Origin of the sequence: Microbulbifer guangxiensis (assembly GCF_021729075.1) — a bacterium.
Classification (GTDB): Bacteria; Pseudomonadota; Gammaproteobacteria; order Pseudomonadales; family Cellvibrionaceae; genus Microbulbifer; species Microbulbifer guangxiensis.
Genome location: NZ_JAJSAQ010000003.1, coordinates 452,448 through 466,444 on the forward strand (window position 1 = coordinate 452,448; position 13,997 = coordinate 466,444).

Sequence of the window (13,997 nt, forward strand, 5' to 3'; positions counted from 1 at the left end):
TGATCGATCGGCGCCTCGGTGGGCTCTCTCCACCGTTCCCTGGTTCCCCGTATTCCCTTGTTACCCAACCCTTTCACTCGACTCTGATCATTGCCGCACGCTGGCGTTGCCCTCTTCCCGGTGGGGCGCTAACTTGGGCGCAAATAACAAACTGAGGAGTCAGGGGTGAGAAGTTTTCTGTTCCCGATCGTCTTGCTTTGCCTGCTGGTTACGCCGGCGAAGGCATCGCAGCAGCAGGCCGCGGTGGCCATGCCGGATACGTTCAGCGCCGCGGTGGCCGAGTCCATTCTGCAGCGGGGCGGCAACGCCGTCGATGCCGCCATTGCGGCCCAGTTTGCACTGGCGGTGACCCTGCCGGAGGCGGGCAATATCGGCGGTGGTGGTTTCATGCTGATCCACCGTGATGGTCAGCAGTACTTTCTCGACTACCGTGAAATGGCGCCCGGCGCTGCCACCCGCGATATGTACCTGGATGAACAGGGTGAAGTGATTCCGGATGCCTCGATCTACGGCATCCTGGCCTCCGGCGTGCCCGGCACGGTGCGCGGCATGTGGGAGGCGCACCAGCGCCACGGCACCCTCGAGTGGGCCGAACTGGTGCAGCCGGCCGTGGACCTGGCCGAGAAAGGTTTCCCGGTCCCCGAGCCCCTGGCCCGCTACGCGCGCAGTTATGCCAAGCGCATGGAGGGCAAAGATCCCGCGATCAACTTTGGTCGCTATTTCGGTTCCATGGAGGCCGGTGCGGTGTTCCGGCAGCCCGAGCTGGCCGCGACCCTGCGCCGGATCCGGGATGAAGGTGCCGATGGTTTCTACCGCGGCAAGACTGCCAAACTGATCGCCGATTTCATGCGCAGCCATCGCGGGCTGATCACCGAAGCCGACCTGGCTGCCTATGAAGCGCGCTGGCGCGAGCCCATTGCTGTTGACTGGCGCGGCTACCGCATCGTCTCGGCGTCGCCGCCCAGCTCCGGCGGCATCGCGGTGGCACAGTGGCTGAAAATCTATGACCGGGCACTGGCGCGTCTGGGTGAGAAGCCGGCACACAACAGCGCGGAATATGTGCACCTGCTGGCAGAAGCGGGTAAGCGGGTGTTCGCCGACCGGGCGGAATACCTCGGCGACCCGGACTTCCACCAGGTGCCCGTTTCCGCGTTGCTGGAAGGGGAATATATCGCGAGGCGTAGTGCCGAGCTGGACCTGGCAGGGATCTCCCCGACGCCGGCCATCGTTCCCGGTTTGCCGGAGAGTGAAGAGACCACACATTTCTCCATCGTCGACCGTTGGGGCAACGCCGTCTCCAATACCACCACCATCAACCTGGGCTTCGGCAGCGGTGTCGTGGTGGAGGGTGCCGGCTTCCTGTTGAACGACGAGATGGATGACTTCAGTGCCAAGCCCGGCGTCGCCAACTTCTTCGGCGCCATGGGCGGCGAGGCCAACGAGATCCGTCCGCACAAGCGTATGCTGTCGTCCATGAGCCCGACCATCGTGATGGAAGGCGGTGACATACGTATGGTGACCGGTTCCCCCGGCGGTACCACGATCATTACCAGCGTGTACCAGTCGATTCTGAACGTGATCGAGTTCGGCATGGACGCGCAGCGGGCCATCGACACGCCGCGTTTCCACCACCAGCTGTGGCCGAAAGACCAGATTCGCTACCAGCCTGGCCTGGACAGCGCGGTCGTGAATGACCTGGAGGGGATGGGTTACCAGCTGAATGAGCGGGGTTTCGGCGACCTGCAGGTGATCGTGAATCGCAATGGCAGGCTCGAGGCCGCGTCCCAGTCCAGTGGCCGGGGTGATTCCCGTGTGTTCGCCAGCGAAGCATTGCCGGAAGCCGGGCAAGCACCGCAGCCCGTCGGTGCCGAAACGGGCGGTTGATACGACCGGGCAGGTTTTCTGTTAACCTGCAGGGAAACTCCAGGGATCCCCTGAACAAGCCGCCGATGTTGCAGGCTTTCAGGGGACTCCAAGCATCCGGGATTGATGCCATGTTGAAAAGGTTTTCAGGGGGTTCTCGCCGCTTGCTGCTGCAGGTGCTCGGTATCCTGTTGCTGCCGCTACTGACCTCTTTTGCCGCCGGCCAGGAGGTGAGTGAAGGCAGTGAAGAGACGGTGACCAAGGGGCCGCACGTGGCGAAGTTCACCATCGATGGCGCCATCGGCCCCGCCACCACGGATTACCTGGAGCGGGCGATGGAGGAAGCCGAAGAGCAGGGCGCCCGCCTTTTCATCCTGCAGGTGGATACCCCCGGTGGCCTGGATGCCGCCACCCGCGACATCATCCAGAACATCCTCGCCTCCGACATTCCCGTCGCCACACTGGTGTACCCCGCCGGTAGCCGTGCTGCCAGCGCCGGTACCTATATCCTCTATGCCAGTCATGTGGCCGCCATGGCCCCTTCCACCACCCTCGGCGCGGCCACCCCGGTACAGATGGGCGGCGCGCCCGGTCAGCAACCACCAGGCCAGCAGCCTCCCGGGCAGCAGCCGGACTCCTCGGGCTCTGAAGGGGGGGGCAGCGACAAGTCGAAAAGCGACGACGGTAACTCCGACACCGGGGATAAGGCGAACGGCAGCAGCGAGGCACCGAAGCCCGGCAGTGCCATGGAGCGCAAGGTCATCAACGATTCGGTTGCGTATATCCGCGGGCTCGCCAACCGCTATGGACGCAATGCGGACTGGGCCGAGAAAGCGGTGCGGGAAGCGGCCACGCTGACCGCCCGGGAAGCGCTCGAGGAAAATGTCATCGACATCGTCGCCAAGGATCCCGCTGACCTGGTCAAGCAGGTCGCGGGACGCAAGGTGCAGTTGGAGTCCGGCGAGGTGGCCGTGCAGGAGGATATCGCCGAGCTGCCGATACGGGATTACGAGCCGGACTGGCGCAACGAATTGCTGGCCCTGATCACCAACCCGCAGGTGGCCTATATTCTGTTGCTGGTTGGCATCTACGGCCTCATTTTCGAAGGCTATAACCCCGGCGCCCTGGTGCCGGGTATCGTCGGTGTCATCTGTCTGCTGCTGGCCTTCTATGCGCTGCAGGTGCTGCCGATCAACTATGCCGGTCTGGCGCTGATCATCGTGGGGGCACTGTTGATTGTGGCCGAGGTGTTTATGCCCAGTTTCGGCGCCCTGGGCATCGGTGGGGTGATCGCCATGGTGATCGGGTCGGTGATGCTGATCGACAGCGATGTACCGGGCATGCAGGTCTCGCGCAAACTGATCGGCGCCGTGGCTGGCGTCAGTGGCCTCGCCATGCTGGGTTTGCTCATGGCCGTCGGACGCAGCCTGCGCCAGCCCAAAGTGGCCAGTGACCTGGCGATGGTGGGGCGCTCGGCGACGGTGAAATCGGTGGAGGAAGACGAGGTCCTGGTGACGATCGGTGGCGAGATCTGGAGTGCCCACTGCGACACCGAACTGGTGCCGGGACAGCATGTCAGGGTGGTTGCAGAGCACGGGCTCTGGCTGCAGGTGGAGCCTGAGTAGCGGTACCGCTCACAGTAATACGGAATAACAGCAACAAGGGAGTGAGGTCATGGTGAGTTATTTTCTGGGGTTGTTGATCGCGGCCATTGCGCTGCTGCTGATGTATGCGATCCGCATCCTGCGCGAGTACGAACGGGCGGTGGTGTTTTTCCTCGGCCGTTTCCAGGCAGTGAAAGGTCCGGGCCTGATCATCATCATCCCGGTGATCCAGACCATGGAGCGGGTGGACCTGCGTACGGTGGTGATGGACGTGCCGACCCAGGACGTCATCAGCCGCGACAACGTGTCGGTGAAGGTGAACGCGGTGGTGTACTACCGGGTGATCGACCCGCAGTCAGCCATCATCAATGTGGAGAATTACCACGAGGCGGTAAGCCAGTTGTCGCAGACGACCCTGCGCTCGGTGCTCGGCAAGCACGAGCTGGACGAGATGCTGTCGGAGCGGGACAAGCTCAACGTGGATATCCAGAAGATTCTCGATGAGCAGACCGATGCCTGGGGCGTCAAGGTAACGAATGTGGAGATCAAGCACATCGACCTGGATGAGAGCATGATCCGCGCCATTGCCCGCCAGGCCGAAGCCGAGCGTTCACGCCGGGCCAAAGTGATCCATGCCGAGGGTGAGGCACAGGCGGCGATGAAGCTGACCGAGGCCGCCGACGAGCTGTCGAAAAACGCCAATGCGATCACGCTGCGCTATATGCAGACCCTGATCGATATCGCCGGCGAGCAGAACTCCACCATTGTGTTCCCGCTGCCTCTAGACTTGATCCAACCGATGATCAAAAACCTGGCAGGGGAGAAGCCCTGAGCGGGAGTCGAGGAGGTAACCGATGGAGCTGGACCTGGCGCAGTTTAATCGCTCGTTTCTACTGTTACTGGTCCTGCTCAACCCGTTCATTCTCAGTGTCTACCTGCTGGACCTGATTCGCGGCCTTGAGCTCAAGGTCTTCTCGGGCCTGCTGCTGCGGGCCTTCCTGATCAGCCTGTCCGTTTTCCTGCTGTTCGCGTGGTTTGGGGAGAAGATCTTCGACGATGTGCTGCAGGTCCGTTTCCTCGCCTTCCTGATCTTTGGCGGTATTACCTTCCTGATCATCGGTATTCGCCTGACACTGGGGGTGGGCGCACCCATCCAGTCGATCAACCTGCACTCGCAGGAGGTGGCGGGAGCCATCGCCATGCCATTCATCGTCGGGCCCGGCACCATCAGTGCCAGTGTGCTGGCGGGCAGCCGGCTGGGTGCTGTCGGGGGATCGCTGGCGATCACCCTGGCTATGGTGAGTGCACTGGTTTCCCTGATCCTGCTGAAGGTACTGTACGACTGGGTGCAGACCTGGCAGGAGCGTTATGTGCGCAAGTATGTGGAAGTGGCGGGCCGGATCACCGCGCTGTTCACCGGCTCTTTCGCCATCGACATGATCCTGAAGGGTGTCGAGCGGTGGCTGGCGCTGATGAAGGAGGGCGGTCTACTGCTGAGTTGAGCAGCCTGCAACAGATGCTAGGGCCTAAGGCTCCGCAAGGTTTTGCTGACATCCATCATCCCCTCCAGCCCGGTCCGGTGGCGACAGAGCACCAGGACCCACATTTCGAAAACGCATGAATACATCCCTGTAGCTCCGTCGGGTACGTCCTTGTACCCGACGGTTTCGAAATGTGGGTCCTGGCACTCTGTCTTAATCTCAGGCTTTGGGACTTTGTCGTCAGTTTTGGAGCTTAGGCTCCGGAGTTACATGTCAGAACAGGCGGGCCAGCAGTTCCCGGCTGGAGCCATCCCATTCCGCCGGTGCTTCCTTGCCAATGGCGTCGTGTACCGCATTGCCCAGTAACTTGCCCAGCTCCACGCCCCACTGGTCGAAGGGATTGATGCCCAGCAGGCAGCCCATGGTGAAGACCTTGTGTTCGTACAGGGCCAGCAGTGCGCCGAGGTGATACGGGTCCAGCTTTTCCACGATCAGGGTGTTGCTGGGGCGGTTGCCGGGGATCGCCTTGTGGGGCGCCAGGGCGTGGGCCTCCCGGTGGGTGTAGCCCTGTGCCTCCAGTTCCTCCCGCGCTTCCTGCTGGCTCTTGCCCTGCAACAGCGCCTGACTCTGGCTGATACAGCAGGCCAGCAGCCAGCGGTGCTGCTCCACCAGGCCGGACGTGGGTTCCTTGATGGCAATGAAGTCCGCAGGGATCATGTCGGTCCCCTGATGCAGCAACTGGTGGAAAGAGTGCTGGCCGTTGCTGCCCTCTGCGCCCCATATCACACTGCCGGTGGGGTAGTTCAGGTGGTGCCCGTCCCGGTCGACGCCCTTGCCCAGGCTCTCCATATCCAGCTGCTGCAGCCACGCCGGGAATTTCGCCAGGCGCTGCGCGTAAGGCAACACTACCTGGCTGCCGGTCTGCCAGCACTGGCGGTACCAGAAGTGAATCAGTGCCATCAGCACCGGAAGGTTCTCGGACAGGGCTGCCCCGGCAAAGTGGCTGTCCATGGCATGGGCACCGGCCAGCAGTTCCTCATAGGCCTCGAAGCCACAACCCAGTGCAATCGGCAGACCGATGGCTGACCACAGCGAATAGCGCCCGCCCACCCAGCTCCACATGGGAAAGATGTTCTCTGGGGCGATGCCGAAATCCTGCGCCGCGACGATATTGCTGCTGACGGCGACAAAGTGTTGGGCCAGCTGATCTTCACGGCAACCGGCATCCAGCATCCACTGGCGCGCGGCCAGGGCGTTCTGGCGGGTCTCCAGGGTGGAGAAAGACTTGGAGGCAACGATAAACAGGGTGTTTTCCGCCGGCAGGGCGGCCAGGGTATCGCTCAGGTCGGCACCGTCGATGTTGGCCACGAAGTGCACGACCAGATCCGCGCGATGCCACGGGCGCAGTGCCTCCATCACCATGCGCGGCCCGAGGTCTGAGCCACCGATACCGATGTTGACCACATGGCGGATGGGCTCGCCGCTGAAGCCGGTCCACTGCTTGCTGTGCACCTCGTCGACAAAGCGGCGCATCTGCGCGCGGCAGTCCGCTACTGCCTGCTCGTGCTCCGTGCGCGGTTCACCCTGAAAGCGCAGGGCCGTGTGGAGCGCCGGGCGATGTTCGGTGTTGTTGACGGTGGCCCCGGACATCAGATCCTGTATCTGTTGTTGCAAGTCGATGTCGTCGGCCAGGCCGAGTAGCAGTTCCAGCGTTTCCCCACGCAGGTGGTTCTTGCTGTAGTCCAGATAAATACCGGCCGCCCCGGCGCTGAAAAGCGTTGCGCGGTCGGGTGTGGAGGAAAACAGGTCGCGGAGGGACCACTTGTTGTTCTCTTTGTGGGACTTCAGCCGGGCGATGGACGCCGTGCGATCAACCGTCGGGGTTTCCGTGTTCATGATAATTCTTGGTTATTGCTGCTTGAACTGAGGTCGCGACCGGGGCCGGGACAGGGGGCTCAATGCTAGCGGGATTTCTGCGGAGGGGCCAGCGGGTGGGACAATTGCGGGGGTAGGAAAAAAGCAAATGCCGCTTGTGACAGCGGCATTGCTAGTTGGAACAGGTCGTGTAAAGACCTTTCAGGAAAACTGCGAGAGCAACCTGAAAAGTTTCCTTACTTGACCACTTTCATGCAGCGAACCTCGTCGGATGCCATCCAGCAATCCGCGTCAGCCGGGCACGCCATAGAGAGCGGAATCTGCTCAGAGCCCGGAGGACAGGATGCCGGCGGTGTTGGCGCGGCACAGCATCCTGCCAGAACCAGTGCACTGATAATTCCGAGTAAGTACTTGGCTGGAGTGAAATTCATCCCCTAACTCCTTTCCGTTGATGTTAGCTATCAGCATAGCCAATAAAACGTCACCTGTTTGGTCAGCTTTGTAAAAATATTTTCTACAAAGATACCGCCCATTGGAGTGTAATAGGCACACGGTTTAAATAGCTGCCAAGGGGTAACTCTCGGTAAATCCTGCGCCAGTTTGTCGCAGAAAAACACCTAAATTTAAGGGGTTTCCTGCCAAAGCCGACCCGGCAAGGTTGCCGGCTCCCGAAAATTTCATTGCACGAGTTGAACAAAAATAATCCAGATAAATCTGGAGAGTTTTTTTGCGTCACAAAGTCAGGGCAGCAAATCCATTACGCTCCATTCCTGACGTTGCAAAGATAGCCGTTTGCCCGGCGAGGTGCTGCTCCGGAAAGTCCGCGCAGCTTTTGAAGGGGCGGTTGAATTGTGTGTCAGATGACGGCTTGCTGTTACGACTCGACTCAGTGAACCGGGCCGCTGCCATGCAGGAAGTTGCCAAATGCAGTGGCGACAGTGTCCGGCCGTGCCGGATCACGCACGGCATCCAGGATGGCGCCGCGTACCGCAGGCAGGGTCATCAGGTCGGCCAGAAGCAGGTTGAAGGTATTCTGACTCTGGCTGGAGGCAACCGCTGCCAGCCAAGTCGGGGTGAGTTCATTGCTCTCGAGGTCGATGGTGCAGCGGCTGCCGATGGCCGCCAGCACTTCGCTGTCGAAGGCCGCTTTCGATGCGAGCACTTCTTTGAGGAAGGCCTGTCGCAGGCCGGTGGCGACGGAGTGTGACAGGCCGCGGATGGCCGCGGCAATTTCTGGTCCCTTGCCGGCCTCGTCGGCCATCAGCCGGCGCCCGCGCTCGGCGATGGCGCCGGCGATGCGATGATCGATAGCCTCGCTCTCCAGACACTGGCACAGGGTGATGAACACGGGCCCGGCCAGCTCCGGCATGCGGCGCTCCAGCAGATCCCGGTGCTCTTCCCAGCGCACGGCGAGATCGGCAATGCCCTGCAGTGCCAGCTGGTCCCAGGCCACCTTTCCCGGTTCCCGGAAATAGGCCAGCACTCTGGTGAAGTGCTCGCTGGCGGGGCGCTTGAGCAACAGGGAGGAGCGGGCGTGAAACGCGGCCTGGCGCTCGGGAGGTGGCTCAAACAGCAGACCACTGGCCTGCAATGCGCCGTCGAGAGCCTTGGCCGGTTGGTGTTTTTCCTGCGCGTTGCCGTCGGGTTTCAGCGCCAGGTTCAGGCGGCGCAGGAAACCGTCGCGCACCGGCAGTTGCAGCTTGCCCTGTTCATCGAGGGGGAAGCGCAGAAACCAGACCACCGGCTCGCCGCCCTCCCGGGGCCACAACAGGATGCCGGCCCATGCGTGGCGGAGGTAGGGGAAGGGCCAGGGTGCCGTGCCGGCCTCAAAGGCTTCGGCATCGGCCCGTGAAACGGACCGTACGCGCCGGCCCAGGTCGAACCAGCGCAGGTTGAAGTCCGCTTCCGCAATCAGTGCACTCAGGGTTCCGGCGCTGCTCATGCGCGTTTCAGTTCTCCCTTGGTCTCGGTGATGCTGCCCTCGGCCAGCGGCATCTGCTTGAAGTGGAACCAGCCGTAGGCAATGGCCAGCAGCGGACACAGCAGATTGAAGACAGCGAAGGGCGCGTAGGTGAAAGTGGCGATACCCAGCGTGGCGCTCATGTAGGCGCCGCAGGTGTTCCAGGGAATCAGCACCGAGGTGATGGTGCCGGAGTCCTCCAGTGTCCGCGACAGGTTGAGCCCGTGCAGTCCCTTCTCGCTGTAGGCCTCGCGGAACATGCGGCCGGGGATGATGATGGCCATGTACTGGTCGCCAGCCGCAGCATTCATGCCGAAGCAGGTCAGCACGGTGGAGCTCACCAGGCCGCCGACCGTCTTCACCCGTGACAGTGCCCAGTTGACGATGCGCTCGAGGAATCCGGCTCGCTCCATGGCACCACCGAAGGCCATGGCGGAGACAATCAGCCAGACAGTATTGAGCATGCTGCTCATGCCGCCCTTGGAAAGCAGCTCCGCCACGTTCTCGTTGGTGGAGGTGGACTTGTAGCCGTCGAACAGGCTGTACCAGGCGCCTTTGAGGCCTGCCAGTGCACCCTCACCGCCGCCCAGACGGCGCGCGGTTTCCGGCTCGAAGATCAGGGCGATGGCACAGCCTACCAGGGCGCCGATGATCAGGGTGGGATAGGCGGGAATCTTGCGCCAGGCCATAAACAGCAACAGTGCCAGTGGCAGCAGGCTGACCAGGGAGATATTGAACTCCGCTGTCAGGGCGTCGAGCAGAGCCTGGATGTCGGAGGCAGAGGCGTTGCCGGTATCCGCAGAGAGGCCGATCACGGCAAAAACCACCAGGGCAATCACGAACGCGGGCATGGTGGTCCACAGCATGTGGCGGATGTGCAGGAACAGGTCGTTGGAGGTCACCGCTGCTGCCACGTTGGTGGTATCGGAGAGCGGTGACATCTTGTCGCCGAAGTAGGCGCCGGAAATGACCGCGCCGGCGGTCACCGCCGGTGACAGGCCCAGGGCAGCGGCGATGCCCATCAGGGCCACGCCGAGGGTGCCGGCGGTAGTCCAGCTGGAACCGATACTGAGGCCGACAATGGCGCAGATGATGCAGCTGGCGGCGTAGAACCACTGCGGCGACAGGATCTGCACGCCGTAATAGATCATTGAAGGCACGGTGCCGGCCAGGATCCAGCTGCCGATCAGCGCGCCCACGGCCAGCAGGATCAGGATGGCACCGAAGACCAGGCCGATGCCGTGCAGCATGCCGCCTTCCATGTCCTCCCAGGTGCGGCCGTTCTTCATGCCCATAAGGGCGGCCACGCCGGCACAGAGCAGCAGGGCAATCTGGTTGGGTCCGTAGGAGGAGTCGGCGCCGAAGAAGTAGACCGACAGGGACAGAAGGGCGATCAGTATGCCCAGTGGAATCAGGGAGTCCCTGAGGCTCGGCAAGGGGTGCCCGGGGTTGGTGTCTGACTGGCTCAAGCTGTACTCCTGCTCTGTTGCGGTGCCCGGCGCAGCGGGCTCGTTATCGTTGTTCTCGGCGTCTGAGCGCAAATAAGCCGGTTATTCTCCCGGCTGCGCCGCCGCCTGTCCACACCGGCCGGTCGCGCCATGCACTGGCAGTTCCGTGTCGCTTCCGGTATGTTCTGCGCCGGCGCGGCCCCGGCCGCCGATCGCGTGTTGCCGGTCATCCCACCCGGGCGCGCCCCGGTTCCCGCTGGAAGTGCCATCGCGCGCGCGCCATTACACTACGATCAGATAAGAACAAGCCCAGAGTGCTGATCCACAGCACCGCAGTAGGCAGGTAAGTGATTCCATGAGAGCAAGTGATTTGGATCCCGCCCAGTTCGAGGACATGCGTCCGTACCGCGATGATGAGGTACGCGAGGCCCTCGACCGTTTGATTGCGGACCCCGAAATGTCCCACGCCGCCGCCCATTTCCTGGTGCCCAAGCTGGCCAGGCTGGAAGGGCCGATCGCCTGGCTGGTGCGCCAGTTCCTGCGCTTCGAGTTCCGCAAGGCCCGCGACGTGCGCGGCGTGCAGGAGGTAGTGGCCAAATATATGGACATGGTGGTCAACCGCACCAGCGACGGGCTGACCATCTCCGGCCTCGACACCCTGCCCAAGGATCGCGCCTGCCTGTTCGTCAGCAATCACCGCGATATCGCCATGGACCCGGCGCTGTCGATTCTCTCCATGTACAAGGAAGGGCACGAGACCTCGCGCATCGCCATCGGCGACAACCTGCTCAGCAAGCAGTTTGCCACCGACATCATGAAGCTGAACAAGTGCTTCACCGTCAAGCGCAAGTCGAGTAACCGGCGCGAGAAGCTGGAGGCCGCCACCCAGCTGTCCAACTACATCTATCACTCGGTGGTCAACGACAACGAGCACGTGTGGATCGCCCAGCGCTCCGGGCGCGCCAAGGACGGGCTCGATCGCACCAACCCGGCACTGTGCGCCATGTTCGCCATGACCAAGGATCGGGAAACCTCCTTCGCGGACTTCTGGCGCAAGCTGCATATCGTGCCCCTGGCCATCTCCTATGAGTGGGATCCCTGCGACATGCTGAAAGCGCGGCAGATCTACTTCGAGTCAAACCCGGAAGGCTACAGCAAGAGCAAGCACGAGGACCTGAAGTCCATCGCCAAGGGGGTGGTGGGCCATAAGGGGCATGTGCACGCGGCCTTCGGCACCCCGATCGAGGGCGACTACGACGACGTGGCCACGCTTGCGGAGGAAATCGATCGCCAGATCATCGGCAACTATGTCCTGCATCCCACCAACCTGATCGCCTACGAGATGCTCTACGGCGAGATCCCGGACCTGCCGGTGTCCTGGCCGGCCCGGACATGGCGGCCGGACGAGCACCGGGAAATCCGCGAGAAGTTCGACGCGCGCATGGAACGGATCGACGAGCGCTGGCGCAGGCAGGCCATCCAGGGCTATGCCAACCCGGTGGTCTCCAAGCTCGCCTACCTCTGATTCCGGAAGTCCCGCCGGTCGACTGTCAAGCGCGCGGTGGGGCCGCCGGATCGGTTACCATTGCGCGTTTCCCGTTTCACAACAGCGTGCCGCCGTCCCCAGTGCTTACCGACCAACACAAGAAATCCATCCAGACCGCCTACAGCCAGTTCCTGGCCGGCCGTTCCCTCAAGGCCCGCTATGGCCAGAAGCTGATGGTGGCCGCCATCGCCCGCACCCTGGGCGGCATCGCCCGGGATGGCGCCGGCGAGCGGGACCACGGCAAGACCGATGGCGAGCATATCTGTGTGGTGGAAGCGGGTACCGGCACCGGCAAGACTGTTGCCTACCTGCTGGCGGCCATCCCCATGGCCCAGGCCCACGACAAAACGCTGGTGGTGTCGACCGCCACGGTGGCACTGCAGGAGCAGATCATCCACAAGGACCTGCCGGAAGTCGCCCGACACAGCGGGCTGGAATTCGATTACAGCCTCGCCAAGGGCCGCGGCCGTTACCTGTGCCTGAGCAAGCTGGACCAGTTGTTGACCGACTTCAGTGGCAACGGCGTCGGCACCAGTATGGGACTGTACGAGGACGAGTTGCCGCAGATCGGCGAGGACAGTGCCAATCTCTATCGCGATATGGCCGACAAGCTGGCCACCGGCAGCTGGGACGGCGACCGGGACAACTGGTCCGACACCATCGAGGTGGAGGACTGGAGCCGCATCACCACCGACCACCGCCAGTGCAGCGGCCGCCGCTGTCCCCATGTGACCAACTGCAGTTTCTTCCGCGCGCGGGAGAGACTGGGCAAGACCCGGGTGATCGTCGCCAACCACGACCTGCTGCTGGCCGACCTGGCCCTGGGCGGTGGCGCCATCCTGCCGCCGCCGGAAGAAAGCATCTACGTGCTCGATGAGGCGCATCACCTGCCGGAAAAGGCGCTCAACCACTTCTCCCACCACAGCCGGGTGGGTGCCTCCACCGGCTGGCTCGACCAGGCCAACAAGAACCTGGGACAGATGCTGGGGGAGATCGGCGATGGCGCCGAGATCGATCGCTGCGGCGAGCTGCTGCCGGCGGTGCTCACCTCTGCCAGGCAGGGGCTGGAACAGATGTGGCCGCTGATCGAAGATCTGTGTGAATTCGAGGATGAGCGCGGCAACACCGTCCGCCACCGCTTCGAAGGCGGCGTGGTGCCGGACTCCCTGATGCAGCTGGCAGAGAAACTGCGGGAAGATTTTGATGAGCTCGAGGCGCTGCTGGGCAAGATGTTGCAGGCGGCCCAGCGGTTACTCGATGACCCGCATTCGCCGGTGCCGACGGTGGACCTGGAGCGCTGGTACCCGCAACTGGGCAGCTGGTATGGCCGCGCCGAGGCCAACCTGCAGCTGTGGGCCAATTACGCCCGCCCGGATGCGGAGGGGGCGCTGCCCCAGGCGCGCTGGGTGACCATGGTGGACTGGGGCGGTTCGATGGACTTTGAGGTGTGCAGCTCGCCCATTCTCGCCGGCAAGACCCTGGAATACAGCCTGTGGCGACGCTGCTTCGGCGCCGTGCTGACTTCGGCGACACTGACGGCGCTGGGCCGCTTCGACCGCCTCAATATGCGTGCCGGGACCCCGGACAACGCCTGCTATGAAGTGGTGCCGAGCCCTTTCGATTTCTCCCGCGCCAAACTGCAGGTGCCGGCCAGTGCAGTGGACGCCGGCAATGCAGACGCCCACACCAGCGCGGTGGTCGATGCGCTGCCGGAGCTGCTCGACGGCGAGGGCGGTGCACTGGTGCTGTTCTCCTCGCGCCGACAGATGGAGACCGTCTACGAGTCATTGCCAGGTACCTGGCGCAACCGCATCCTGATGCAGGGCCAGCAGTCGCGGCAGCGGCTGCTGGAGCTCCATCGCGAGGCGGTGGACGGGGGCGGTGGCAGTGTGCTGTTTGGCCTCGCCAGTTTCGCTGAAGGCCTGGACCTGCCCGGTAATTACTGCCGCCATGTGGTGATTGCGAAGTTGCCTTTCGCTGTCCCCGACGACCCGATCGAGGCAGCGCTGGCGGAGTGGATCGAGGCCCGCGGCGGCAACCCGTTCATGCAGATTACGGTGCCCGACGCGGCCCTGAAGCTGGTGCAGGCCTGCGGGCGCCTGCTGCGGGCGGAAGGGGACGAGGGCACCATCACGCTGCTGGACCGTCGGATCGTGACCCGCCGTTACGGCCGCGCCATCCTCGATTCGCTGCCGCCATTCACCCGTCATATCGTATAGG

General features: G+C 63.0%; 9 protein-coding genes. 6 read left to right on the forward strand and 3 right to left on the reverse strand.

Features of this window, described 5'->3' with window-relative positions; translation table 11 throughout:
* Positions 1–165: 165 nt before the first annotated feature.
* From ggt to LVD12_RS08965, 4 genes are all read left to right on the forward strand, one after another.
* The gene (gene ggt, locus LVD12_RS08950; protein ID WP_237067354.1) at positions 166–1,884 is read left to right on the forward strand and encodes a gamma-glutamyltransferase; all 1,719 of its coding nucleotides are present in this window, start codon (positions 166–168) and stop codon (positions 1,882–1,884) included.
* A 110-nt stretch (positions 1,885–1,994) separates the two neighbouring features.
* On the forward strand, positions 1,995–3,488 hold the full coding sequence (locus LVD12_RS08955; RefSeq protein WP_237067355.1) for an NfeD family protein: 1,494 nt from the start codon (positions 1,995–1,997) through the stop codon (positions 3,486–3,488).
* Positions 3,489–3,537: 49 nt separating this feature from the next.
* Positions 3,538–4,299 carry a slipin family protein gene (locus LVD12_RS08960; protein ID WP_237067356.1) on the forward strand — a complete coding sequence of 254 codons (762 nt, stop codon included), beginning with the start codon at positions 3,538–3,540 and terminating at the stop codon, positions 4,297–4,299.
* Positions 4,300–4,321: 22 nt separating this feature from the next.
* Entirely contained in the window at positions 4,322–4,969 is a 648-nt protein-coding gene (locus LVD12_RS08965; RefSeq protein ID WP_237067357.1) for a MarC family protein, read from the forward strand.
* Between the two features lie 252 nt (positions 4,970–5,221).
* Here the strand turns inward: LVD12_RS08965 and pgi are convergent, their stop codons facing one another.
* The 3 genes from pgi to nhaC all read right to left on the reverse strand — a co-directional run bounded on the left by pgi (position 5,222) and on the right by nhaC (position 10,252).
* Positions 5,222–6,844, reverse strand: a complete 1,623-nt coding sequence (gene pgi / locus LVD12_RS08970; RefSeq protein ID WP_237067358.1) for a glucose-6-phosphate isomerase — start codon at positions 6,842–6,844, stop codon at positions 5,222–5,224.
* An 865-nt stretch (positions 6,845–7,709) separates the two neighbouring features.
* Positions 7,710–8,765, reverse strand: a complete 1,056-nt coding sequence (locus LVD12_RS08975) for a DUF3549 family protein (protein ID WP_237067359.1) — start codon at positions 8,763–8,765, stop codon at positions 7,710–7,712.
* Complete coding sequence (gene nhaC / locus LVD12_RS08980) at positions 8,762–10,252, reverse strand: Na+/H+ antiporter NhaC (protein ID WP_237067360.1); 1,491 nt, start codon at positions 10,250–10,252, stop codon at positions 8,762–8,764. The genes LVD12_RS08975 and nhaC overlap by 4 nt, the downstream gene beginning before the upstream one ends.
* Before the next feature lie 334 nt (positions 10,253–10,586).
* On the opposite strand from nhaC, the gene LVD12_RS08985 reads away from it, so the two are divergent.
* Both LVD12_RS08985 and dinG read left to right on the forward strand, forming a co-directional pair.
* A complete protein-coding gene (locus LVD12_RS08985; protein ID WP_237067361.1) occupies positions 10,587–11,756 on the forward strand; it encodes a 1-acyl-sn-glycerol-3-phosphate acyltransferase in 1,170 nt (389 codons plus the stop codon).
* A 101-nt stretch (positions 11,757–11,857) separates the two neighbouring features.
* Entirely contained in the window at positions 11,858–13,996 is a 2,139-nt protein-coding gene (gene dinG / locus LVD12_RS08990; protein WP_237067362.1) for an ATP-dependent DNA helicase DinG, read from the forward strand.
* The last annotated feature ends 1 nt before the right edge of the window (position 13,997 follow it).